Here is a 24,541-nt window from a genome sequence, read left to right on the forward strand (position 1 = left end):
GGCAAACCTTCTCTATCCATAAAGCAACTCAGGAAGTGCGAGTGCGATAGAAGGAACCGCGACGATCAACGCCAGTCGGAACATGTCTGCCGTCCAAAATGGAACAATGCCCTTAAAAATGGTTTTGGTGTTTACGTCTTTGACCACGCCTGACAGCACGAACACGTTCATCCCCACGGGCGGCGTGATTAAGCTGATTTCTGTTACGACCACCACCAAGATGCCAAACCATACCAAATCGAAGCCCATGCTTTGTACCAAAGGGTAGAAAACGGGCACAGTTAACAAGAGCATGGACATGCTCTCAAACACGCAGCCGAGCAGAATGTAGATAAACAAAATCGCCATAAGCACCATGAAAGGTGATAACGACAAGCCTGTGACGGCTTCGACCAGCGCATCGGTAAAGCCAGCGCGATTGATGAAGTTGGAGAAGATGAGCGCTGAAATCACCACACTGAATAACACAGCAGTGGTTTTTGCGGAATCGACCAATACATCAAACAAGCTTTGTAATGTGAGTTGGCGTTTTAGCGTGGCGATAAGCAGCGCGCCTGCCGCACCGATGCCCGCCGCTTCTGTGGGGGTGAATGCTCCCGCGTAAATACCGCCCATCACCAACACAAACAATGACAGTGTGGAGAACACACCGCGTAGTGCTTGCCAACGTTGAGGCCAAGACAGTTTCTCCATCGGCGGTGCTGTCGATGGTGAGCGAAACACGACCCAGCGCACGGCGGCAAGGTACAAGGCAATACCGAGTATCCCAGGCACCAAACCTGCGGCAAACAGCTCACGAATACTGGTTTCGGTTAAAAGCCCGTACACCACTAACATCACGCTCGGCGGAATCAATATGCCCAGCGTGCCGCCAGCTGCGATAGACGCGGCAGCCAAACTGTCTTGGTAGCCGTATTTTCGCATCGGTGGCATGGCCACTTTTGACATGGTGGCCGCTGTGGCAAGGCTTGAACCACAAATGGCAGAGAATCCGCCACAAGCGAGGATCGTCGCCATGGAAAGCCCACCTTTACGGTGTCCGACGAACGCATTGCTGGCCGCGTAAAGCTCGTGTGATAACCCTGCGCGGTTGACCAAATTCCCCATCAACACGAACAGAGGGATCACAGACAAGCTGTAATCTTGCCCCGTGTCGATGATGCGGCGCGAAGCCATGGACAAGGTGGCTGACCAATTAAAATCGACCAGCGCGCCAAAGCCCAAGAAGCCCACGATTCCCATGGCATAGGCGAGGGGAATACGCGCCAGTACTAGTATCAACAAGCAAATAAACCCAATGATGGTGACCGTCATAATGGCTCTCCCATCGATGATGTATTGTTGTTATCAGCAGAATCAAGCGATGCTGGATTTTTCCCTGTGGCATACAAGCCCGCCATCAAGAGCGTCAGTACCATGGAAAACCATCCAGCCACTGAAATGAAATACATCACAAACCCATTGGGAATGCCGAGCACATCGGTTTCTTCGCCGTAGGACAAGGATCTTGCCCCTAAGCCCCATACTTTCCACGCCACCAGACCCAACGCAAAGGCGCAGCCCAGGCTCAGCAGCACTTGTCGTACACGCGCCACACCTTCGGGGAACCAATCATCAAGCAGATCGACACAAATGTGCTCCTCGCTCCATGTGATCAGAGGGAAGGCTGAAAACACCACGAGGGCTAACAGGATCTCGACCATTTCGACGCTGCCTGACAAGGGAACGCTAAAGAAATAGCGTCCCACAACGTCAATGACAGTGACCAACAACATGGCGAACAATGACAGTGCCGTAATGGCTGCCAGAGCGTGTCGCAGGTAGCGGGTGATTGTTAAAACAAACGGCATTATTCAGCACCCAGTTCGCGGACTTGTGATTGATAAAAGTCCAACGCGGCTTGTGGATCGCTAATGCGTTTTTTCTTGGCGGTTTTTAGCCAATCTTCTTGTAACCCTTCAGAAAAGGTTTTGGCTTGTTCAATCATGTCAGGTGACGCGGCGTTTACGTTGCCATTTTGAGCCAATGTGTCTTCCAAGCCTGCTTTGTCTGCGTCATCCATCATTTTGCCAAACAGACGCGAGAGCTTTTCTCCCGAAACGGACAATATCGCCGCACGATCTTCATCCGACAAACTGTCTAGGGTGTCTGGGTTCATCAGAATGCTGAAGGATCCGCGGTAAAGGCCGCCGGGGAAGGTCACCACATTGGGGGCGATTTCATTGAGGCGGAAGCTTTTCAACGTTTCTAACGTGAAGAATGCGCCATCAACCACACCTTGAGATAAGGCTTCATACACCTTGGTCGGTGGCATTGCGACAGGGGCAACACCCATGCGTTTGCCGATGGTGGACATGACATCGCCCGCCATGCGCATTTTCTTCCCTTTCAAATCCTCGAACGTGGTGACGGGCTCGCGGGTGATGATCACACCTGGCCCATGAACACCCACGGCGAGCACCTCAAGGCCACGATGCTCTCTCCCTTTTTTGAGATATTTGTCATAGGTGCGCCAGTAAGCCACGGACATATCTTCCGATGACAAGGTGTTGTCGAAGGTCGGGATTTCCGGCAGCTTCGTCAGTTCGAATCGTCCGGGTTTGAAACCATGAAAGAACCAAGTCACATCACCGATGCCATCGGTAACAATGTCGGCCTGTGCGGGTGGAGGTCCCATGTTGTATTCCACTTTTACGTTCACACGCCCTTCGGTGGCTTTTTCAACCCATTTACCCCAAGTCGGCCATACTGTGGTGTTTATGCCGTGATTGGGGGATGCCCATGAACTGATACGCAGGGTTTTCTCTGCCGCTTGAGCCTGCAATGCAATGCTCATCATCAGAGGAGTAATGAGATATGCGGTCCATTTCCATACTGCCATGCCACGCTTCCTTATGGTTTCATTTGAAACATATCGCCTTTAACTGTCAGAGAGTTTTCTGAAGCGGATAAAGGCTGCTTTTCGGTGCTAGATGTTAATAATTAAGCCTATATAAAAGCGATTGGCAATGCTTTGTGTGAATGAAATGTTAACTTGTCTCGTTTGTGAGGAGCAATATTCTCATGGTTTATTGTTTCAAATGATACTAATTGAGGGTGTGGAGTGGCTTATCGACCCCGTAGATATAGGTTCAATATGCAATGGGTGGGGGGCATTGCGAGCGCGCGAAAAGATGGGCTGAAACAAAAAACGGACAGGTACATGCATACCTGTCCGTTGATCTTGCTTGGCTTACTAGACAACACCCGCTTAGGGAATGGGTGTCATCCGTTTTGTGTAATGTTAGAACCCTTTCTTCATATGACGATGACTGGATTGCACCGTGTTCACCATTTTGGTGAAGGCTTTATCCTTTGCGCGTTTTTGCGCCATGGTTGCCGAGTTGCGAGCATCTTCCTCTTGCAGTTTGAGGTAATTGTTCAAACGGCGTTCGTCGATCTCTCCGGCTTTCAAGGCTGCACGAATAGCACAGCCGGGTTCGTTACCATGGTGGCAGTCGCCAAATCGACATTGCGTTTCAAGTTCTTTGATTTCGGCAAACAGGGTGTTGAGCCCGTCCTCACTATCAAAGATTTTCAATTCACGCATTCCCGGCGTGTCGAGTAACACAGCGCCTGAAGGCAAACAGTGCAGGCTTCTTGCTGTCGTGGTGTGGCGACCTTTGCTATCACTTTCACGAATCCCGCCAGTTGCTTGAACGGAATCCCCCAACAAGGTGTTCACTAAGGTGGATTTACCCACGCCAGATGACCCCATCACGACCAACGTTTTTCCCGATTTTAGCCAAGGGCTAAGGGCGCTCGTGGTGTGTTCGTCGAGCGCGTTTACCGCTTCAACCGCCAAAAAAGGCGCCAATGCTTCGACAGAACGAAGGGTGTCATTCACATCTAACGCGTTGCCGTCTGCATCAAGACTACTTTCAGCAAGATCTCGTTTGGTTAAGACCACCACAGGTTCAACGGATGCGTCTGCACACATCGCCAAATAGCGTTCGATGCGGTTCAGGTTGAAGTCATGATCCAACGCGCACACCACAAATGCGGTGTCGATGTTGGCGGCAATCAGCTGCTCAATCACTTTGGTGCCTGCGCCTTTGCGCGCAAACAAAGATTGGCGATCGAGCTGGCGAATGAACTGACCGTCATCATCCAATAAAAGCCAATCACCTACCGTCATACTGGGAAACGATGGGCGGATTTCAAGCGATTCGGTGCCCGATTCGCTGATCAGTACATAGTGGCTACGGTGATGCTCTGCAATTCTGGCGATACGACAATTTTCGTAATCTTCCAGAGTCAGTTGTTGTTGAAATACAGGTTGCCAGCCAAGTTGGCTTAATGTTTTTAAAGATGTCATTGCTTTTCCCTACGCACAGAGAGTCGCTCTGTGTGTTTGTGTAACAGAGTGTTGTAGGGTCGAATCAATTTGGAAAGACCCCGGTCGAGATTCACCGGGCAAAGGAAGGGTGTCGCTGAGGGCGTAAACGCGGTTTTACCGATCGTTTAAAATGCGCTACTTAGCGTACGATTCCTGCCGGGTGGGTCATTGCTACAATCATCTTGTTCCTCCTGGTTGCGTTACTTTATTGGTATTGGTTCGTTCGGCGCTTTGCCGTCAATTGCGCGAATTTATCATGAGTTTCTTTTCCCTGTAAAGAGTATTGATATAACACCTGCACCCATGCAGTTTTATCGGGGAAGCGAAATAAATATTGGACAAGATGGACGGGGGTATTGAATAGGGATGTATCTAATAGAAACGTCGCCTATTGCCATGTGGGCACTTGAGGGATTAACGATAGGCGACGTGATAACGCCTATTGGGCGTTAGTGTCTTGGTCCAGAAGTTTTCGCAGGTGATTACCTTTGTTGAGCTCGATTTTATATGCTGCCAACAGGGTAGAAAGATCGCTCAGTTTTACGGTGCAGTTATCTGAATTATCGATGGTGTTTGTAGCATCTTTATTGAGGCGTTCAAGTGTCTCGCGCATCGCGTAAGTATCGGTTGTGATCGACATTATTTTGCCTCCTTTCTTATCAGCTCGGCGACTATTTAAGCAGATGTTCCGGCACGTGAGCAATCGAGATTTCCTGCTAGTCACTGAGAATCATTGATGGTGTGAATGAAAAAGATCACCTTTTGTGTCGGTAAAATGAAATGCCCAGAAAATCACCCTTTAGTTCGCTCATAGTAAAATTAATTAGTTACCTCGATATTTAATACTAAGGCGTCGAAAAAGCATCTCGTGCTTGGTTGTTGAAAATTAAGGGAACGGTCGTGTTTATCGGTTATATATTTTGCGAGTTATGTCGAAAAAAATTGGATGAGAGAGAGGGGGTATAAATCGAAACAAGGGATATTTCCATCGATAGGTGGAGACAATATTGCCTCAGAGACGTTGAATACTGTGCTGTTTGGGTAGAAACGTTAGGCAGAAGTTCGCGCCTTTCGTTATGATAAAAAACATAACGTCAGCACGGAGTAACACATGTTCCGCTATCCCCAAACTCGCAAAGACGACACCGTTGATACCTATTTTTCCAACAATATTCCTGACCCTTATCGTTGGTTAGAAGACGATTTGAGCGATGAAACGGCCGATTGGGTAGATGCGCAAAATGCCGTGACCTTTGACTACCTTCGCGCGATTGAGTGTCGTGATGAAATCCGATTGCGCCTGGTCCATGCGAACGACTACGTGAAACAATCAAGCCCATTTGTACGGGGAGAACACACCTACTTCTATCGCAATGATGGCTTACAAGATCACGCGATTCTATTCCGTTCAAAAACGCATCGTGACAATACAGACGCCTCTGAGTTAGAGATCTTTCTTGACCCCAACACATGGAGTGGCGAAGGCACTACGTCGCTTGATCGTCTGCAGTTTTCTCGTGATGACACGCTGGTGGCGTATTCCACGTCCGAAGGTGGCAGTGATTGGCGCACCGTGTATGTGATTGATGCGGAATCGGGCAAGGCGCTGGGTGATACTATCGAGAACGTGAAATTTTCGGGTATTTCGTGGCGCGGAAGTGAAGGCTTTTATTACTCGACCTATGACAAGCCGGAAGGCAGCGAACTGTCAGCACGCACGGAGCACCATAAACTCTATTTCCACCGTATCGGCACAGCGCAAAGCGACGATGAACTGGTGTTTGGTGGCGAAGGTGACCCGCAATATCGCTACGTGAGCGGTTACATGACGGAAGATGATCGCTTCTTGGTGATCAGTGGTGCGAATGCCACCTCGGGTAACATGCTCTATGTGCAAGACCTAAAAGCGGGCACGCCGTTAACCTGTTTAACACAAGATGATTCGTTCGACAGCGATGTGATCGAACATCACGACGGCACCCTCATCCTCTATACCAACCTCAATGCACCCATGGGGCGTATCGTTTCCGTGGACGCCACCACGCCGACACAAGCACATTGGCAAGATTTGATCCCTGAGACCGAGCATGAGTTAAGCATTGGCACTGGGTGTGGATATTTGTTTGTCAGTTATTTGGTCGATGTGCAAACCCAAGTCACCCAGTATCGGTATTCTGGCGAGAAGGTGAGAGACATTCAACTTCCTGATATTGGCAGTGCCTCAGGGTTCAGTGCGCGTGAACAAGAGTCGGACTTGTTCTTTAGCTTTACCAATTACACCACGGCAAGCGCTATCTATCGCTACAATCCTGAAAGCGGCGATGTAACCCTTTACCGCAAGAGTGAGTGTGTGATCGACAGTGCTAAGTTGGAATCGAAGCAGGTGTTTTATACCTCCAAAGATGGCACCAAGGTGCCGATGACGATTTGCTATCGTAAGGGCATCACGCTGGACGGCAGTCACCCGACGATTTTGTATGGCTACGGCGGTTTTAATATCAGTCTTGAGCCTTCGTTTAATCCGAATGTCGCGACATGGATTGAGCTTGGCGGGATCTACGCTGTGGCGAACCTTCGCGGCGGTGGTGAATACGGAAAAGCGTGGCACGATGCAGGGACACAACAGCAAAAGCAAAACGTGTTCGACGATTTCTTTGCGGCTGCGGAATACCTGATTGATGCAAAATACACATCATCAGAAAAGCTCGCGATCCGCGGTGGTTCAAACGGGGGTTTGCTGGTGGGGGCATGCATGACGCAACGACCAGAGCTTTTCCGTGTCGCATTGCCAGCGGTTGGCGTGTTAGACATGCTGCGTTATCACACCTTCACATCGGGTGAAGGCTGGGCGTATGACTTTGGCACCTCGGCGCAAAGCCAAGCAATGTTTGAATATCTGCTGGGGTATTCGCCTGTTCATAACGTGAAAGAGGGCGTGGCGTACCCGTCAACCTTGGTGACGACAGCAGACCATGATGACCGTGTTGTACCTGCACATTCCTACAAGTTCATTGCAGAGCTTCAAGCCAAACATGTCGGCGAGAATCCTGTGTTCATTCGTATTGATGTGAATGCCGGTCATGGCGCAGGCATGCCAACCCACAAAGTGCTCGATTCGAATGCGGACGTGTATGCATTTTGCTTCGATCAAATGGGTGTCGAACCGCGCTTTGACTGACGTGATCGGTTAACGCGCGTTCGTTAAAAGAAGACCGAAAAAAACGCGCGCCAACAGGGCGCGTTTTTTATTGGGTAAAGCGGAATGCGTTGATCGCTGCGTGGCGAACACGCGAAGGTTCAGTGCGTTTGCACATAGCGCGCAATATCCTCGCTCACCTCAACCCACGCGGCTTGCAGCGATTGCGTCAGGCCGACATAACCGTCTTGCTCTAATGGCACTGATTTGTTGAAGGTGTTTTTAATCACCAGTTGCTGATCAGCATCGTAAAGCGACCAACTGCCGACCACTTCGGCATCGCCGTTTAATCCGCCATTAAAACGCTCAACGAAAATACGGACGGCATAGCTGGCTTTTTCTGCGGGTTCAGACTGCGGGATATCACCGTCTTTTTCTATCAGAACTAACCAACCTGATAGCTGCTGTGACAACAAATTCGCCGTGGCGGATTCCAACATGTCAGCAGGTAGAATCGCCCATTGATGCCAGGTTGCAGCGCGGGCACGATAGCTGTCTACACGCTGCACCATGCCGGGCTCGTTAAGCCCTGAATACATGTCGACGTTTTCAATGATGAGCTGCGGCTTCGATGCGGGTGTGGTCACTATCTTATCTTCCGCCACAATGTCGAACTGGTAGTAAGACACTTTGCGTTCTGTCTGCGCTGAGCAGCCACTTAACACAACTAGAGCCGCAGCGAATCCCAATCCTGCGAGGGTGCGTTTCATGATCATTATTCATTTCCTCGGGCTTTGGGTTGCACATCGTCTTCATCGGGTTTATCAAAGATCAGGATGTTTGGATGCTCACTGAGTTCTTCTGCCAATGGCTGAATTTGCTTCATCAGTACTTCCATGGATTGAATCGCGTTCTGAATGTCGTTATACAGCGGCGACCCTTTTTGATAACTCTGCAGCGTGGTTTGTAACTCTTCCAAGCTGTCAGTGATTTCTTTTGGCACGCTCTCAATGTTGGCGTTGCTGACGATTTTCTCCGTCGAGCCTGCGAGCGACGAGAAAGACGCCAAGGTGTCGTCAATGCGGGCGAGGGTTTTCTCGATTTCCAGTGCATTGAGCTTATTGAGGAAGCCTGACATTTGGTCTGTAAGCTGGGTAAAGCCATCCGCGGTACTTGGGATCACGTTATAGCCGCCAAACGTTTCCGCATAGGGCTTCTCGTCGCGTTGATAAAAGTCCACATTGACGAACAACGCCCCTGTTATCAAGCTGCCTGTTTCCATGGAGGCGCGAAGGCCTTTTTCTAGCCAAATACCGATATTCTTGCGCCAGAAGTTCTCGGCCAGCGCGACATCTTCATTAATGCGCGCAAACTCCACTTTGATTAACACGGGAATGTCAGTGTTGTTTTCTGTGACAAGCACCGGCATGCCGTCTTTTCCTTCGTTGAGAGGCACTTCAACGACGGTGCCTATGCGCACACCGCGGTATTCAACGGGCGCACCAGCGCGCAATCCGCGTATCGAGTGTTCAAACATCACGACATAGTATTGATAGTCCGGGTAGCGTTCTTCCAAACTCTCGCTGTAGCTTTTGCTCAAGACAAACTGGCTGTTTTCTTTGGCGATTGCACCCGGATCTTCGCGATTAGGCACACCGAACGTGATGCCGCCATCCACGAATTTTGTCAGCGGGCCAGCGCGCACACTCAATCCATCAGCAGACAAATCCATTTCTAAGCCAGTTTCAACCCAGAACAGCGTTTTCTGTGTGATGAGGTTATGGTAAGGGTCTTGGATGAAAACCTGATAGTTCATCACTTGCTGTTGCCAATCGAACTGGGCTTTTTCGATAGTGCCTACGTTGTAACCTTTGAAGTAAACCGGTGAGCCAACCGCCATCGCATCCGCGTTATAGCTGATCAATTCGTAGCGTTTCCCTTTGAGGTTGATGGACACTAACGGTGGTTCGGGGAGCACAGTGAATTCATCACTGCTTTCTTGTGCGCTGCCAGGACGAAATTCAAAGTAAATACCTGAAAGCAGGGTGCCTAAACCGCTGATCCCCGATTGGTCGATGCGTGGCTGAACCGCCCAGATTTGCGCGTCTTCGGTCAAAAGATCGTTATAGCGTTTTTCAATCTCCGCCGTGACTTCCACTTCGCGGCGATCTTCAGTCAGGTGAATTTCGGTGATCAATCCAATCGGTACACTGCGTGTTTTGATTTGGGTTTTTCCGGGGCTAATACCTTCCGCATTCGGCATCACAATGGTGATCATGGTGCCTTTGTCATCGAGATAGGCATAGACCATCCAAATGCCTAAAACCAGCGCCATCAGTGGCACAAACCAGATTTTGGATATGCCTTTTCGCTGTGTGATGACGGCGTTATCTGCCTCTGCCATATTATTCCTTATTGGCTTGTTTCTGCTCTAAATCCCAGAGCAGCTTGGGGTCAAAACTGTGTGCGGCAATCATGGACGCGATCACCATCAGAGAGAAATACACGGCGCCGATGCCGGGCACGATTTCCATCATGCCGGAGAGCTGCACCAACGCGGCCAAAACGGCGACGACATACACATCAATCATCGACCATTTCCCCAAAAATTCTGCAATTGTGTAGATCTGGGTAAACGACAAACGGCAAATGTTTTTCTGATTGGTAACGACCCAACAGAAAAGCGCAAACGCGGCCATTTTGGCGAGCGGCAGCATCACGCTCGCGACGAAGATAACGATGGCTATAGGGTAGGACCCGTGTTCGATAAGAACAGCCACACCACCGATGATGGTTGAGGGTTCTGGCGAATTGAGAAACACGGTGATCAATATCGGCTCGATATTCGCCGGGATATACAACAGAAACGCCGTTGCTAGCCATGCCAATGTTTTCTGTACACTCTGTGGTTTTCGGGTGTGGACCTTGCTGTGACAACGTGGGCATTTCGATTCTTTGGTGACCAAATCACAAGTGTGACAACCACTAATCGTCGCATCAATCGCGCGGCCGCTTGCTGGGTGTTGGGGGTAGCTAGCGTGGTGGGAAATCGTGTCCCACAAGTTCTTGCGATTGATGTTGAGCATGGTCAGCAGAAAGAAAACCACAAACCCGATATAAGCCCAGAATGACAGCCCCATCCCAACGTCTGCGAGGGAGGTGATTTTCACCAAACTGACGAGTACGGCGACCAGAAAAATTTCTGGCATGCTCCATTCCTTGCAAAAGAAAATGGCTTTGGTCATGAAAATTTGCAGGGACGTCGACAAGAGTTTTCGCAGTGGGGTATGCAAGATAAACGCAAACAAAAGCAGGCTGGCGGGCAACATAGTAATGGTGGCTGCCATCAATGCGCCCAGCGGTTCGTATTGGTGTTTCACCATCACGAGTGACACGTCCATTAATCCCATAGATTGGACGAGGCCTTGGCGAGAAAACGAAATCAGTTCAAACAGTAACGAGCACAATAAGAGAATGCTGGCCGTGGTCGCGAAGGCGATGACTTTTTCGTCATCGTGCTTTGCTCCTTCCACAACATGTCCGCCGCAGACGCGACAAATCGCCACTTGATTCTCATCAAGTTCGGGCACATTCGATACGTGATCACAAAGGTGACATACAACCTGCAAACGGTATTTCCAACATTTATCCAATAGGTTAAGCATTCAATATGTCGGCGGTTTTCGCAATGTTGTGTCGCGTATCAATCATAAGAAACACCTTAAATATATGATTATAAAAGTGTATTCATATGTGCTAATGGAAGTGAACCCCCTTTTTGTCTAAGGTGCTAATTTGTCGGGGCTAGCGTTCGATGCTTTGATGGATATGGCGCTGCACGAACGCGTAAAACAACAAAACACGACAATTTCCGGAGATTCTAGGAAAACAGGCATCTTCTGTTTTTATGAGTGAGTATGATCTCGTCGCAAAAAAAAAGATAAAACTCAGCAACTAAACCAGCGCGACTGGTATTTGGGGATACAAAGGTTTGACCGTGGAAAATACTTGGCAAGAGACCACGCTGACACGTGGCGATCTATCGTTGATTTTGGTGCCCAGCATTGGTGGGCGTCTTATGGATGTGGTGTATAAGGGACACTCGCTATTGTTTACCAACCCTGATTTGAAGGGCATTCACGCAGATTCAGTGACAGGTGAGTTAAACACCTTCCCGACGCGTGCTAAGCATGTCCCTTTTCCGCTATGGGGCGGTGAGAAAACATGGCTAGCACCAGAACGTTATTGGCAGGATAAGGGCCCGATTCCTGTGCTGGACTCGGCGGCATACCATGTTGAGTGGTTAGGCGCGCATTCTGTGAAAATGACCAGTCCTAAAAATAGCGATGGATTGGTGATTACCAGAACGGTGTCTCTGTCTGAAACCGTGGAAGGGCAGTTTGAAATCCATCATCAGATCACCAATGAAGGCGCAGACGTGGTCAAGGTTGGGTGCTGGTCAGTGATGATGTTGCAGCGCAATGCCATCATCGCGTATAAGCAAAATGAGGCATCAAAGGTAGAAACGTACTTCGGCGAGCCCGCGAACAATCTGCAAACGGCAGGACGTCATGGGGTGGTGGTTTGCAACGATGACAACGAGTTTAAAGTCGGTGTTCATCCTGACTCCTCAACAGCGTTGGCGTATTGCCCCATTGAAAATACCTCGAAAGGTTTGTTGCTCACTTCTTTTGTTGAGGCGCTGACAGATGCGGCTGACTATGCGCATGGGAATGCCTTTGAAGTCTACAACTCCGCTGCGTACCCTTATTGCGAATTGGAATGGCATGGGAAAGTAAGAACACTCGCGCCACATGATGCCGCCACTCTAGTCACGACATTTTGTGTGACGGAATCTGATGAAGTGGCGTTCGAGATGCTGTTGTCGTAACGTCGTAACCCGAGGAAAAAAACGCGCCATCGTGGCGCGTTTTCTTTCTATTTGAAGGGAGCAATTATTGGGTGATATGCCCTTGCTCAATGAGTGATTCCATTGCAATCCACGCCGCTTTTGACGTTACAGCTTCATCCGCTGCCCCTAAGTAAGCCAACTCTTCAATTTCTGAATCTGCGACTAGCTCGCCTGTGTAATCGGCGAAGTAGCAGGTTAATTGCACAGACACACCTTCCGCTTTGCCATCGGCAGGGCCAGTAAAGGTGTCGACATACTTCAGGCTGTCTGGCACCAAATCAACAGACAGTTCTTCTTTGATTTCGCGAATCAGCGCCTGTTCATCGGTTTCACCCGCTTCACGTTTGCCACCAGGAAGGTAGAACAGGGTTTTACCTTTTGAACGCACTGCCAGAAGTTTGCCGTCTTTGATGGTAAGCCAAGCCAATTTATCAATCAGTTTCATCTTCGTATTCTTTTGTTATAGGTCGTCGTGATTGGGTGGGATTATGCCATGGAGTGCTTGAACTGTCAGAGCGGATAATGTCGACAGCCTTTTCAATTGTTCTCAATCTTTTCACGAATCATTCATCACCAATCACTCTTCATCCATCATGAATCACCAAGCCCTGAGCGCGCATTGGCACTTGTCAGGGCGAGAGTGAATGGGAAGGGAGAAATGAATTACATAAAGAAGTAATACACCCAAAAGAACAAGGAAGCTGCCAGTGCGATCTTGGCCGTTGTTGATGCGCGGGACAATGCCACAATCAAGATAATTGGAGAGAAGACGGTCGCGAAAATCCAAAACCCAATGCCGCGTTTCTTTTTCCCTGACTCCGCGGTGTGAGGGTCATCATGTGATTGAGGGCCTTCATGTGAACGAGCGTCTTCGGCATTATCGTCATCCTGATGGCGATGCGCTTCTGCGATGGCGTCGCGTTTTTTGAGTTGCACTTGGCTTTGCGTCAGCTCCAGCGTTGGTGCTGGTTTGTCTTCAGGTTGCCACCATGATTCTCTCGGTGCTTCTCCTTTCGCCGCTTTAATACGAAAGAGCTTTTTGTTCAGTGCCGTCACTTTGCCTTCGGGCACGGGAATATCATGTTGACGTTTCAGGTGGATGACCGCTTTTTGAAGCGGAATGCCTTTCTCTGGGTTCACCATGGCAACAAAATTGGCGTACCCCGCCAAGCTTTGGAAGAGTTCACCGCTTCCCCAGTGCTTATTCTCAGGGCCATCCAGTGCTACTTGCCGTAACACTGCACGAAAACGTTTCAGTGTTTTTCTCTCGACGGACAGCCCCTCATTCACCACCACGCCTGTCACTTCTTGTTTCTGGTGTTGTCGCATGACGCGCGTTTTATTTGGATGGATCACAAAGCCTTCGTTGGTCACGATTTGCTGACAGCGCCAAAGCAGTGCTTGTACTTTGCTGGCGTCATCGCTTGAAAAGGTTAAATCGTCTGCGTAACGGGTGTAGGTAAAACCTAATTTTTCCGCCATGCCTTGCAAGCGAGCATCAAGGCGTCGGCAAAGCACATTGGTGATCGCAGGGCTGCACGGAGAACCTTGCGGCAATACGCGTTCACCAACGGCGACGTGCCATGTTTTCCCGTCCATCTCTAACGCTTGTGTTTCCCGCTTTGTGGCAAGTAAAGCAAACGTCGTGGCAAGCTCTTCACTGTAACCAAGGTGTTTGAACATGCCTTTGACGCGTTTGTAACTGACAGAGGGAAAGAAATCCTTCATGTCTAAATTGATCACAACCTGCTTTTTGATGTGCGGCTGTGCATTGGACACAATACTTTTACCCGACACAAACCCGTGAGCTGCATCATGAATAGTGAGCTTGTTCAGCACATTATCGAGTAACCAATATTGAGATCGCTTCATTCTCGGCATGGGGGCCGAAATGGTGCGTATACCGCCGGATTTTTTACTAATGGAAAAATCCTGATAGTGGGAAACGGTAGAGACATCTTTTTGATAGCAAAGAAAACGCAGTTCGCTGGTGGATATTCCCATCGCGTCGGCCACGGCACCTGCATGGGCAAACACAGGAAGCTGTTGGGCGGCGAGCTTTTCATCGTCGGACGTTTTGTCTTCCAATCCGGCAGAAACATCGTCACCAAGGTACGTGAAGGAGGTTTGTTGTTTCATGTACCACGCGAAGGCCCGTTGATAGCGCGCAGTATTTCGTTCGATTTTTGTCAGCTCTCGCTTTTCGAGTGCGGCTTTTTTGCGTTCTTCATGAAGTGCTTTGAGCGCTTTTTCAGGATCGGAGTAAAGCGCATTCTCTTTGCTGAGCTCACGCAGCCTGGATTGTAACGCAGCGCGTTTTTGTAAGAACGTGTCTGTCAGGCTGGGTTTGTCTGCGTCTCTTTTCCAAAATCCTAAGCGAATCATTTCGCTTAAAATGTACTCGTTTTTGCCAATGCGCCTAACGCGATCGTAAAGTTCCTGGCGCGTGAGCTTGGGAGACGGATCTTGAATTGGATCGTTGTTTTGTTGTTCGTTAGACATGGCAAACACCCTCCTTGGCTAAGGAGACATCGGGAGAAAACAGAAACATGCGGAGCGCAGTGAGGGGGATTGGTAGCGCGACAACTTCCTTCGAAGAGTTCTTAGTACTGAGGGAATCAACTCGATGCCGTACGTTACCTATATCGCTCATTGACTTCTTTGAAGTCATACCGCAATAGCGATATAGGTGACAGTACGGCCCAGTTAAGATTGCCTCAGTGACGCGTGGGTAGTCTTTGTACCAGAATGGTGATCCACCATTCGCGATGCAAGGTTCTAACGTCGCGCTACCAAAAAGGGCAGAGTTTGAAAGTGTCGTGTTCAAACCGCTGAAATTTGAGTCAATAGCATGCAGTCCGTGTGAAAACGATTCAAGTGAATTGCAGCGAAAAAGTGATGTGAATCTCGTTATCATTTTCATGCGAGGCGCTCCTGAGAAACAGTCAGTCTCAGAGCAAGCATGTGCTCGCAGGGGCCTTGACGAAGTTTGTTTTGATGCCAGAAATGACACTGACATTCGCCTTTTACCAACCGTTGGTCATTATCGATGCTCAATGCCACGTGGTATTCGTGGGCATTGTCCATCACGGTACCGATGAGTTCTTGCCCCTGTTGATCTGACTCAGCTTTATCAATGGTCACGAGTTTTGCAGCCACAAAGTTAGCGGCTTTCTTTTCTCGCTCGTTGTTAAAGCGGATGTCGTCCAAATTGATGGGGGCGTTATACAGGGAACGTAAACGGTACACATTAGCGGTCATGTCATAGAGCACTAATCCCAGTTGGCTATATTGTGCCAATGCCGATTTTACGGTGCTGAGATCAAGTTGAAGGCGCGTTGCAAGGCTTGTTGCGCTTTCTTGATGGGTTTCTTCTAGCGCTTGGTAAACACGTTGGCTGGTCAGTTGATCGACAGTTTCACGTGGCGCAAGTAAGTCGAAATTGCCTGCTTGAGACCAATCGTTCGCACTCCAACCGGACAGTCCGAGTGTAAAGGTCAATGGGCCCATATTGGCAACGTAGAACGAGGGCAAACCATCGTCCATAAGGTGAACATCAAAGTGATCGGCGACGGGCAATAAGCGTTCAAGAATGAGCAATCGGCGACGTCCCCAAACACGAATAGAACGTTCTGAGTCGCCTTGGTATATCGAACGATCAAAGCGAATTACATCGCCCCATGGTTCCATCACCACCTGAATGGGTTGGCCAGGCGTCAGCTCAAAACGCATGGAACGAGGGCCTACACGTTCTTTTTTGCGCTTGAGTTGCAGGCACAGATTATGAATATCCATGGGCTGCAAACGCAACGTCACCATGGGCAAGGTCATGGCGGAACTGACTTGCAGAAAGCCTCTTACCCAGCTTTCTGGCAGGTCGATTTTTTTCTCGTCATAGGCTGCGGCACCCGAGGTTTGAATATTGAATCCCTCTGGGTCAATTTTCAGCAGGGTGGTGCGGTAATCGCGAATTTTCTGAAATTCGTTATACAGTTTGGTCGAGTAATCAATATTGGTGGTGCCGTAAGCTTGCTCGGAGACATTGGCAAACACATCGTATTGGCAACTCAACTTTCCGTAGCTGGATTCATCCTCAGAAAAGCATTCAAAAAAGACCTGATCAGGGTGAATGGTAATGACGGGGTCAAGCACAAACCACGCATCCATGTCGTTCTTGTATAAGTAGTTAAAGTACGTATCTTGCGCTTTGTAATAGGGGGCCAGTATCTCTCCCGCTTGACGATTCATGTCCGTCAGTTCTGCGCTCACCGCATCGAGATCCGCTTTCACTTTTCCTGAACGGCTGACGAACTCTGCGAGCATTCGCTCTTCTTCACCCGCTAACCAGCGTTGGTATTCTTCGCGGTTTTTTGGCATGAAACGCATGTCCGAAATCACCACATCGTGAAGGCTGGACATGGCCTCTCTAAAACGTCGCTTATCTTTGAGTTCGCCCACGAAGAAGGTGGGTGGGCGTGATAAGTCGGGGGCAAACGACATGTCGGTTTGCTTGCTGTTTGAACCAACGCGCGAGGCATTGGCATAGCGATAAGTCACTTCCATGTTTACTCCTCAAGCTCATGATGCGCGGCATGACGAACGGCTTTCAGCGCCACAGGTAACGTCAGATCACCGTGGGTCTGTTTTAGGCTCATCATTAGCTTGATGTATTCTGCTTTGTCCTTTTGTACCGAGGTGAGCGACAAGCGCGTCAGTAATTGACTCAGCATGGCTCGCACGGCATCAGATGTGTTCGCTTGAGATGTCAAAAAGCGGAGCACGTTATCTTTTGCAGGCCGTCCCGTGTTAACGCGTGTCAGCACGGAAACAAAATAGGGTTGCAGCGCGACAATCGTGGTCTCATCGTTGCTGGCGTGTTGGGGTAACAACTGACTGACGAACAGTTCAACGTTCGCGGCTGGGTGCTGACTGAGTTGCAGGAGGTACCGCTCCGCATCGTCTTGGTCAAAATAGGTTTGCACTAACTCTCGTCCGAAACGCTGCACAGGGTCTACAACACTGTCACAAATGGCCACGATCTGATCTGGCGTCCATTGTTCTCTCGACAGCGATTCGCGGCAGAAGTCGAACACAAAGTCTTGCGTGTCGTGCCATTCACTTTCCATGACAGAAACTATGTTGTCCATCTGAGCAATGAGTGCGTCAGGTGAATCACCGAAGTGTTTCTGTGCATGTTCACGGAGGGTCAATGTGGGGCTATTGAGTAACGAGAGCCATTTCTCGTTGGTGAATCGCGAATAAGGCGTGCGTTGTTGAAAGTGCTCAGACGTGAGCGTATGGGCCATTTCGGAGCGTGCCGTCGCGAGTTTCCATAGGCTTTCATTGTGTGTTTCTTCTCGTAGAGACGCGTTGCCATGTGTACGCAGAAAATCGAGAAGTTGTTGCTGAAGGCTGTCTTCTAGCTTGTTGGCATGCAGCAAGTTCACCATGTGTTCAACAATCGCTTGCTGATTCTTGGCGTTGCTTTCGTTATATGACGAGGTCTGCATGGCCTCGGCAAACACACTTAACGTTGCGTGTTGTTGGGCGGGTGTGCCTTGCGCCAATGAACCTAGCAAGTTGTCGAGTTGGTCGGCGAGCTTATCGTGGGTCAGCTTTTTCAGTAACGCGATCGCGAATGCGCGAATGTCTTCATCATCAGAGGTTTGGATGGTATGCAGTGATGCCTCTGATATTTGATCGTAAGCAATCGGCATGGCATCAAGAAGTTTGCACCCGAAAAGTGCAAGGCTGATGGAGGGAGACTGAATCAATGCTTCTGCGATTGCGATATCAGGTAGTGCGCTAGCGCGCGCATTTGTCAGCGCATCCTGGCACTGCGTGAGTAACCAATCAAAGGTCTGTGTAGCATGCTCTTTTGATGCAAAATCTTTCTCACTGACCACGGAGAGCACGGCTGAAAGTAACGCGGATTTATCAACAAACGTGAATTTGGCTTTTTGCTCAGGCGCTTCAAGCCAAGCAATGATGCTGGTGTGATCGGGTAGCTCTACACGTGGGTCGATACACAATGCATGGGCTATCGCCGTTAACATTTCGTCAAAATCGCGTTTTTGTCCGAGCAACTCCAGCCCAAGTGAAATGGGCGCAGCCAGACCGCTACTAAACAAAAGCACCAAAATATCGCCAGTAACCGGTTGGTTGGCGAGCAAATGCTTCAGTCGGGTTGACGCGAAAGCTTGAGAGCGCGTGAATGGCTTCGTAAAAAGACGAATGACATCAGCGAGTGACAAGGTGTCGATAAAATCGGAGTTGTCTTCGAGTGCGCGAATTGCAAAATCTGAAACAGGTTCGCAGTCAGTGGCACACGCAATACGAAGCAAACTGTCAGGTGCTTTGTCCCAGCACTCAGGAAATGCCTCTCCGCGACCGTCAAAAATTGTGTCAGGGTCGAAGCGCCAAATACCGCGACGGTTTTTCGAATAGGCAGTGTTGTTGGCACGAAGCAAAGTGTTCAATGCTGAACAGTGTGCGTACTCGTCGTAATGCAAGGTGGCGATGAGCTGGCGACGCCAGTTGTCATCCCATCGATAATGGGGTGTCGAGCGAGCAGGTTTAGCATGTGCTGCGGTGTATTGCAGCAGCGTTGACTCAGCGAGCTCAGTAAAACGATCACTTTTCGACACACCCAAACGTTTGAGTGCCCGAGAATATCGTGCAACTAAATACCGATGGGTTTTTTGAGAATGCGCTAAACGAGCGGTGTCTGATGCCAATTCTTCTTCAACATCTAAGCAGCCATGCTCGTTGTATACCATTCCCCAATCTCTATAAAAATGCGGTTTGCTTTGTTCTAGGCGAACGTTCAGCGTCGTGAACACGGCCGTATCCAACCTAAATTCACTCATTTTGAGCAAATACCGTACACCGCGAAATGCACCGGGTGTTATCGGAATGCTTGGCAGAACCTTCAGTAACGCTTGGCGAATGTCTGTATCGACGAGCGACTGCAAATATGCGGCTTTGATTAACGTGCCAATGGGGTAGCTGGTGGCGCGTTTAGAATCTGCATTGTTAAATTGCGCCACCGCATTTAGCAGCGAATCGGGTGTTATGTTCTCGTTGTGCGTACGTAAGGTGTCGTAGCGATTTTTACGCTCCTCTTCGGGCGTTAGCGCCAAGATGACTTCGAGCGCGAGGTTTGCGAGGGTCGTGTTCGAATGCGACAAATAAGGAGAAACGAGGTCGATGTTTTCGTGCGAGCCTACGCGCCCTAGTGTCCAAAGGAGCGTGTACTCATGAAGGTCGTCTTTTTGCCCAAGAAGGGTTGCAACAAGCGCGGCTGCTTCGGGGTTTTTCTCTGGGGGTAAACGCCATACCTGACGAGCTCGTGTGTCAGGATTCTTTTCTTGGCGAATACGATCGAGCAACGACGCGCTGCTTTCAGGCTTCGATGAGGCAGCTGTTGATGACGATGGTGAAGCAACACCATCGCGATAGCCTTTATTCGTTTTGGATACCACGATCGAATCAAACAGCTTTTCGGCTTTTTCTATTGAAACGGGGGAGGGGGTTTTGGTGCCTTCACGCAGACTTGCCCCACGACGCCCATAGCGAAAATTAACCAAGTATCGTTCGTTGTCATCGGTGCTATTGATGTCGACCAAATCGACTTCATAGACCTTGTCTGAATTTCCTTCCTGAAAATACAAACGGGATTTTCGTATCAGCCGCATTTCCCTGTCTCATTCGACCAAACAAGTGCGAACCACCGTACCACACCGAGTTTCTCAGTGAAGTAGTTGGGCCAATGAATTCTTGAAAAATCACAAAGATGGGAATGTGTTCTTCTTGAGGGAGCGTGGATTTAGGGTGGATTTGAAGCTCATCGCGTGATGGACAGTACGGGGATGGTAACGGCGTGACGTTCGGTTTGTTCACCGTTCTTTCGTTGTCGCATGACCCGTCCATAAGATTGTCGTTTTTATTCAATCTTTGGTGCTAACCGGTGATTATTATCTGCGGTATCGAAACGCGCTGGTTCAATGGTAAGCAAGTTCGTTCATCGAGAGTGAACAAAATTGGCGCTGAAAAGAGGTTGGATACACGCTTATGTTAAACATCAAAAAACTCGACACGCTGGACACCATCAGTGATCTGAAAACACACTATTTTTCACAGGCTACCGCGCCGCTTGATGGTATGTGGCATTTTGGTTTTGTGCCGATGTCTGCGCATTTTGGGTTTTACGAAAATGAGGATTTGGTGGGCTTTTGCTGCGTGAATGGCGAGGGGTATTTATTGCAGTTTTACCTTTCTCCCATCGCGAAAATATCGGCGCGCGATCTCTTTGCACATATTGCGCAGCAAGGCAGTGATGAGATTGGAGCGGTGAAAGGGGCATTTGTCAGCACCGCGGAAACGTCATACCTCTCGCTGAGTCTTGATAACAGCGCATCGTTCGTGGTGAATTCATTGATGTATCAACGTGATCTGAACGTTGCTCTACCTCGCGCAGCGACAGCGGTTGAAACACTCGATATGGTGTTGGCGACAGAAGACAAATGCGATGAGTATGTTGCTTTTGCCGTGGCAACGATTGGAGCGCCTGAGCAGTGGCTAAGAGGTTACTTTGGCAATTTGATTCAACGCCAAGAGCTTTGGGGGCATTGGAAAGGCGGGCAATTGTTAGCAACCGGTGAATGTCGCCGCTTTGACGAACACCAAATGGGTTACGCCGATTTGGGAATGATTGTGGCTGAATCTGAGCGTGGTAAAGGCATTGCAACCCGTGTGTTGTGCCACTTAGTGAAACACGCTGAGCACCAAGGTTTATCTGCCATGTGTTCGACAGAAAGTGACAATATCGGGGCGCAAAAAGCGATATCCCGAGCAGGAATGTCGTCATCAAACCGTATTGTTCAGTTTGAATTTATCGCGAGCCACTAAGGCGAAGCCGCGCCTTAACAAACAATCCCTGAACACATCTTGTGTGTTTGATAGGTAGACCCATGCATGCGCTAGCGATGGCGGATCATGGGCTCTTTCTTATCCTTTGATCTCCGCTTCCTTCTTGTTCATAAAGAAACACTGCAATCACATGCCGCATGGCTTATCGTGTGTGGGATTCTTCCACAAAGGCTAAAACACGATAAGGCTAAAACACGATGATCAATTGGCTACATGCCCCTTTATCGCCTGAAATAACTCGATATGTCGAGTGCTATTGGTTTATCGAAAAACAGCCCGGCGTAGAAGGCCATGCGTTCCCAAAACTTAACCCTGATCCCTCTGCACATTTGGTTCTATCGCCGCCCACACAAAGGTACCGCTATGAAACGGAGCAGCGTGTTTTTGAAGGGGAAGGCAGTCACTGGCTATTTCCGCACCTTCACACATTTGAATTGGACCATCGTGATCCCTTTGTGCACATCGGAATTAAGTTTCATGCAGGTGCGCTCTATTCTCTGACTTTGCTTGAGTATGTTCACCCAACCTTGGATGTAATCACGCCAGTCACGCTCTCGTCAGTGATGGAGCACGTCAGCGATGCAGAAGATATGCTTATTACATTGGCACGAAATAGCCCAACCCAAACCTGCGAACAGCTTGATGCTTTGTTGCTGCCTTGGCTGAAAAAAAGCAGAGAAGACCAGCACAGTGAGGTAACCCGAAAAGCCCTTCAGCTACTCGATACGATGTCTGTCTCTGCCCTTGGTGATGCGCTTTATTGTTCTCAGCGCACCTTGGAACGCAGTTTCAGTCGAGTGACAGGGCTTACCTTGAAACAGTGTCAATCGATGAACAAGCTTGAAGCCATGCTGGCGTATCTCTATCAACGAGAGGCGACTGAGATTGATTGGTCTGACGTGGCATTGAAGTTCGGCTTTAGCGACCAACCCCATCTTATCCGGCACCTGAAAAAACAGATTGGTTTAACGCCGAATACTTACGCAAAAGAGCGAAGCTTGACCATCGATGTGTATGGTGGCGTGAAATATTCCTAGCGTTGCGTTGAGTGCGGACAGGTCACTTGCCTGCGTTTTCGTTTACGTCGCTAACGACCGTTGTGTGAGTGAGCACCTGCATACAGGGCATCAAAATGTGGGATGTTGCTTTCCCATACCGGCACGTCTTCGCCAACAATGGTTTTTAACGTATCGATAAACAACTTGGTTTTGATAGGGGCATCTCGATGGGGATACACCGCATAAAAGGTACCGAAATCATCGAGCTTTACGTGCGTCATGATCGGGATAAGTTGCCCATCTAACACTTCATTTTCGATCATTTGAGCGGTCACAACGGCCAGCATGTTGCCGGACACCGCCGCTTTTTTGATGATTTCAACATCGTTCACTTTATACGCGACATTGAGTTGTAGATGCTGGTGCTGTTCGTTTTCATCCAAATAACCGAACTTATCAAGGATCAGTCCTGGTGCGGCATACACGGCGGCGGGCAGTGCTTCTAGCTGTTGGACGGTATGGATGTCGCCATGTTTTTCAATGAACGACGGTGATGCAACGATCAACAACCTGTCCCGCGCTATTTTGCGAGTAATGAGGCTTGAATTCTTTGGCTTCCCAATGCGAATACCAATATCAAACCCTTCGCCCACCATGTCAGTGACGCGATCATCCAAACGCAATTCTATCTCTACATCTGGGTAGTTTTGCTGAAATGCCACCACGGCTTGTTGAACGTATTGTCGGCCAAATAATGTGGTGCTGGTGATCCGCAATATCCCCTTCGGTTCAGCGTGATAATTCTGTGCTAAGCGGTGAGTCTCACTTAATAACACCCGCAATGCGCTTGCTTGGTTCATCATTTCCTTGCCAGCAGCGGTGAGGGCGAGCGATCGCGTCGTGCGATTGAGTAAGCGCACGCCAAGTTCACTTTCTAAGCGATTGATGTGTTTGGAGATCACTGAACGGTCGACATTTCGCTGCTCTGAGACCTTAGTGAAAGAGCCCAGTTCAACAACATCAAGTAAGAGCAATAAGCGGCTAGAGAAATCCATCTGAATCCTTTGGTGCATTTTTGGCAACAATGTTGTGCCAATTTGAGCATTTTTCATCACTCAAGACAAATCTATAGTGGCTCCACATTAAACATTCAGCTTATTCAAAGCGCGCAGACAAGGCGCATGTATCTCAACGAGGAAGATCCCATGAATACGATTGCGATAACACAACAAAACGGCATTGCTACTGTCACCATTAACAATCCTCCGGTGAATGTACTGACGATTGATCTCATCAATGAAATCAATGCGTTTGTGCTGTCTCTCAAAGACGATCGTGATACCAAAATCGTGGTATTCAAATCGCTTCATGCACAATTCTTCTTGGCGCATTTAGATTTGCATGTCATCAACGGGACGCAAGGTGGGCAAGCTGCATCGATTGAATTCAATCATATGATTGCCAATATCAAAGCAATGAAACCTTTGTCTGTTGCGGTCGTTGATGGTGTTGCTCGTGGGGGCGGTAACGAATTCGTGATGGCATGTGATTTAGCTTATGGCACTGAAAATGCGGCGTTCGCTCAGCCAGAGATCCACGTGAACATCCCAACGGGTGGGCAGGGCGCGGTACAATTTGCGCGACGTATGGGCAAAAACAAAGCCCTGCAAGCTTTGCTATTGGGGAATGATTTTTCTGCACAGCAAGCAGAAGCCCTGAACATCATTACGCAGTTTGTGCCTAAAGCGGAATTGGATGATTTCTTGGCGATGACGTTGGGCGTGATCAGCACGTTAGAAGTGCGTGATATCGTGATGTACAAAGACATTGTGAAGACGTCGATCGTTGATGAAGACGCTGGCGCTGAGTTGGAGTTGCGTTACTTCCTTGAACGCGCGAAAGAAAACAAAACACAGGCGATCATTGATGCTTTTATTAAGCACGGTGGCCAAACAGAGCGTGAGGCGAAAGATATCCAAGGCATTTTTGTTGATACCGCCGCGGAACTGTCCAAATAGCATTGTCTTCATCTGAACATATGAAAGTGGCAAACCGATGGTTTGCCACTTTCTTTTTTAGTTCTCAAACATTGACTTCAGCCGTGAGTGACATGTATTCCGCATACTCATTTTCATTATTCTAAGTAGGGTTGCTTAATACGGTTTTGGTTCGACTCGCATTTTGAA

General features: G+C 49.0%; 18 protein-coding genes. 5 read left to right on the forward strand and 13 right to left on the reverse strand.

Going from position 1 to position 24,541, the window contains the following annotated elements:
• Positions 1-12: 12 nt before the first annotated feature.
• The 5 genes from BCT27_RS04855 to BCT27_RS04875 form a co-directional block, all read right to left on the reverse strand.
• Complete coding sequence (locus BCT27_RS04855; RefSeq protein WP_102395197.1) at positions 13-1,314, reverse strand: TRAP transporter large permease; 1,302 nt, start codon at positions 1,312-1,314, stop codon at positions 13-15.
• On the reverse strand, positions 1,311-1,850 hold the full coding sequence (locus BCT27_RS04860) for a TRAP transporter small permease (RefSeq protein ID WP_102395198.1): 540 nt from the start codon (positions 1,848-1,850) through the stop codon (positions 1,311-1,313). Before BCT27_RS04860 ends, BCT27_RS04855 begins: the two co-directional genes overlap by 4 nt.
• Positions 1,850-2,881, reverse strand: a complete 1,032-nt coding sequence (locus tag BCT27_RS04865; protein WP_102395199.1) for a TRAP transporter substrate-binding protein — start codon at positions 2,879-2,881, stop codon at positions 1,850-1,852. The genes BCT27_RS04860 and BCT27_RS04865 overlap by 1 nt, the downstream gene beginning before the upstream one ends.
• 402 nt (positions 2,882-3,283) lie before the next feature.
• A complete protein-coding gene (gene rsgA / locus BCT27_RS04870; RefSeq protein ID WP_102395200.1) occupies positions 3,284-4,357 on the reverse strand; it encodes a ribosome small subunit-dependent GTPase A in 1,074 nt (357 codons plus the stop codon).
• A 460-nt stretch (positions 4,358-4,817) separates the two neighbouring features.
• Positions 4,818-5,018, reverse strand: coding sequence for a hypothetical protein (locus BCT27_RS04875; protein ID WP_102315903.1), 201 nt, complete (start codon positions 5,016-5,018; stop codon positions 4,818-4,820).
• Positions 5,019-5,489: 471 nt separating this feature from the next.
• Here BCT27_RS04875 and BCT27_RS04880 point away from each other — a divergent pair, with 471 nt between their 5' ends.
• Positions 5,490-7,556, forward strand: a complete 2,067-nt coding sequence (locus tag BCT27_RS04880; RefSeq protein WP_102395201.1) for a prolyl oligopeptidase family serine peptidase — start codon at positions 5,490-5,492, stop codon at positions 7,554-7,556.
• A gap of 119 nt (positions 7,557-7,675) precedes the next feature.
• On the opposite strand, the gene BCT27_RS04885 is transcribed toward BCT27_RS04880, so the two are convergent.
• Genes BCT27_RS04885 through BCT27_RS04895 form a run of 3 tightly spaced genes read right to left on the reverse strand, consistent with a single transcriptional unit; the run spans position 7,676 to position 11,179 of the window.
• The gene (locus BCT27_RS04885) at positions 7,676-8,290 is read right to left on the reverse strand and encodes a PqiC family protein (RefSeq protein ID WP_102395202.1); all 615 of its coding nucleotides are present in this window, start codon (positions 8,288-8,290) and stop codon (positions 7,676-7,678) included.
• On the reverse strand, positions 8,290-9,918 hold the full coding sequence (gene pqiB / locus BCT27_RS04890; protein WP_102315906.1) for an intermembrane transport protein PqiB: 1,629 nt from the start codon (positions 9,916-9,918) through the stop codon (positions 8,290-8,292). The genes BCT27_RS04885 and pqiB overlap by 1 nt, the downstream gene beginning before the upstream one ends.
• 1 nt (position 9,919) lies before the next feature.
• Positions 9,920-11,179: a PqiA/YebS family transporter subunit gene (locus tag BCT27_RS04895; RefSeq protein WP_133153371.1), complete on the reverse strand. Its 1,260-nt coding sequence runs from the start codon at positions 11,177-11,179 to the stop codon at positions 9,920-9,922.
• A gap of 332 nt (positions 11,180-11,511) precedes the next feature.
• On the opposite strand from BCT27_RS04895, the gene BCT27_RS04900 reads away from it, so the two are divergent.
• Complete coding sequence (locus BCT27_RS04900; protein ID WP_102315907.1) at positions 11,512-12,405, forward strand: hypothetical protein; 894 nt, start codon at positions 11,512-11,514, stop codon at positions 12,403-12,405.
• A gap of 64 nt (positions 12,406-12,469) precedes the next feature.
• Here BCT27_RS04900 and BCT27_RS04905 read toward each other — a convergent pair whose 3' ends face one another.
• The 4 genes from BCT27_RS04905 to BCT27_RS04920 form a co-directional block, all read right to left on the reverse strand.
• The gene (locus tag BCT27_RS04905) at positions 12,470-12,871 is read right to left on the reverse strand and encodes an NUDIX hydrolase (RefSeq protein WP_102391205.1); all 402 of its coding nucleotides are present in this window, start codon (positions 12,869-12,871) and stop codon (positions 12,470-12,472) included.
• Between the two features lie 218 nt (positions 12,872-13,089).
• Positions 13,090-14,928 (reverse strand): reverse transcriptase family protein, encoded by a 1,839-nt coding sequence (locus BCT27_RS04910; protein ID WP_102395203.1) that lies wholly within the window; start codon positions 14,926-14,928, stop codon positions 13,090-13,092.
• A gap of 417 nt (positions 14,929-15,345) precedes the next feature.
• On the reverse strand, positions 15,346-16,989 hold the full coding sequence (locus BCT27_RS04915; RefSeq protein WP_102315910.1) for an SWIM zinc finger family protein: 1,644 nt from the start codon (positions 16,987-16,989) through the stop codon (positions 15,346-15,348).
• A gap of 2 nt (positions 16,990-16,991) precedes the next feature.
• Positions 16,992-20,123: a WGR domain-containing protein gene (locus BCT27_RS04920; protein WP_102395204.1), complete on the reverse strand. Its 3,132-nt coding sequence runs from the start codon at positions 20,121-20,123 to the stop codon at positions 16,992-16,994.
• Between the two features lie 376 nt (positions 20,124-20,499).
• On the opposite strand from BCT27_RS04920, the gene BCT27_RS04925 reads away from it, so the two are divergent.
• Together BCT27_RS04925 and BCT27_RS04930 are read left to right on the forward strand one after the other, a co-directional pair.
• On the forward strand, positions 20,500-21,336 hold the full coding sequence (locus BCT27_RS04925; protein ID WP_102395205.1) for a GNAT family N-acetyltransferase: 837 nt from the start codon (positions 20,500-20,502) through the stop codon (positions 21,334-21,336).
• Positions 21,337-21,554: 218 nt separating this feature from the next.
• Positions 21,555-22,394: a helix-turn-helix domain-containing protein gene (locus BCT27_RS04930; RefSeq protein WP_102395206.1), complete on the forward strand. Its 840-nt coding sequence runs from the start codon at positions 21,555-21,557 to the stop codon at positions 22,392-22,394.
• Between the two features lie 50 nt (positions 22,395-22,444).
• On the opposite strand, the gene BCT27_RS04935 is transcribed toward BCT27_RS04930, so the two are convergent.
• On the reverse strand, positions 22,445-23,410 hold the full coding sequence (locus BCT27_RS04935) for a LysR family transcriptional regulator (protein WP_102395207.1): 966 nt from the start codon (positions 23,408-23,410) through the stop codon (positions 22,445-22,447).
• Between the two features lie 150 nt (positions 23,411-23,560).
• Between BCT27_RS04935 and BCT27_RS04940 the strand changes: the two genes are divergently transcribed.
• Entirely contained in the window at positions 23,561-24,373 is an 813-nt protein-coding gene (locus BCT27_RS04940) for an enoyl-CoA hydratase/isomerase family protein (protein WP_102315915.1), read from the forward strand.
• Positions 24,374-24,541: the final 168 nt, after the last annotated feature.

Origin of the sequence: Enterovibrio norvegicus, from assembly GCF_002876705.1 — a bacterium.
Taxonomy (GTDB): domain Bacteria; phylum Pseudomonadota; class Gammaproteobacteria; order Enterobacterales; family Vibrionaceae; genus Enterovibrio; species Enterovibrio norvegicus_B.